General features: G+C 63.7%; 1 protein-coding gene. It reads left to right on the top strand.

What is annotated here, in order from left to right; genetic code table 11:
* The coding region (locus tag AF337_RS16030) for an NAD(P)/FAD-dependent oxidoreductase (protein WP_049732803.1) at positions 1 to 1,166 on the top strand (1,166 nt) is incomplete at both ends.

Raw genomic sequence — 1,166 nt, 5'->3', positions numbered from 1 at the left:
GTCGGCGGTGGTCCGGCCGGTCTTTCTGCGGCGATCCGGCTGAAGCAGGTCAATCCGGAATTGTCGGTCGTCGTCCTGGAGAAGGGGGCTGAGGTCGGCGCCCATATTCTCTCCGGCGCTGTAGTCGATCCGATCGGCATCGACCGGCTGCTGCCCGGCTGGCGCGAAGAGGGTGAGCATCCCTTCAAGACCGAGGTCACCGCGGACCACTTCCTGCTGCTCGGCCCGGCCGGCTCGATCCGCCTGCCGAACATGCTGATGCCGCCGCTGATGAACAATCACGGCAACTACATCGTCTCGCTCGGCAATGTCTGTCGCTGGCTGGCCGGCAAGGCCGAGGAACTCGGCGTCGAGATCTATCCGGGCTTTGCCGCCACCGAAGTGCTCTATGATGACAAGGGCGCGGTCATCGGCGTTGCCACCGGCGACATGGGCATCGAGAAGAACGGCGAGCCCGGCCCGAACTATACCCGCGGCATGGAATTGCTCGGCAAATATGTGCTGATCGGCGAAGGCGTGCGCGGCTCGCTCGCCAAGCAGCTGATCGCCAAATTCGATCTCTCGAAAGACCGCGAACCGCAGAAATTCGGCATCGGCATCAAGGAGCTCTGGCAGGTCAAGCCGGAGAACCACAGACAAGGCCTGGTGCAGCACTCCTTCGGCTGGCCGCTCGGGATGAAGACCGGCGGCGGTTCCTTCCTCTATCACCTCGAAGACAATCTGGTGGCGGTCGGCTTCGTCGTCCACCTGAATTACAAGAACCCCTATCTCTATCCCTTCGAGGAGTTCCAGCGCTTTAAGACCCATCCTGCCATTCGAGGCACCTTCGAGGGCGGCAAGCGGCTCTCTTATGGAGCCCGCGCCATCACCGAGGGCGGCTACCAGTCGGTGCCGAAACTGTCCTTCCCCGGCGGGGCGCTGATCGGCTGTTCCGCCGGTCTGGTCAACGTTCCCCGCATCAAGGGCAGCCACAATGCGGTGCTGTCGGGCATGCTGGCGGCCGAGAAGGTGGCGGCTGCGATCGCAGCCGGCCGCAGCCATGACGAAGTGGTCGAGATCGAGAATGAATGGCGCCAGGGCGACATCGGCAAGGATCTCAAGCGGGTCAGGAACGTCAAGCCGCTGTGGTCGAAGTTTGGCACGGCGCTCGGCGTGGCGCTCGGCGG

This window comes from Rhizobium ecuadorense, from assembly GCF_001187535.1.
GTDB lineage: Bacteria > Pseudomonadota > Alphaproteobacteria > Rhizobiales > Rhizobiaceae > Rhizobium > Rhizobium ecuadorense.
This window is presented reverse-complemented; position numbering and strand designations above follow the sequence as displayed.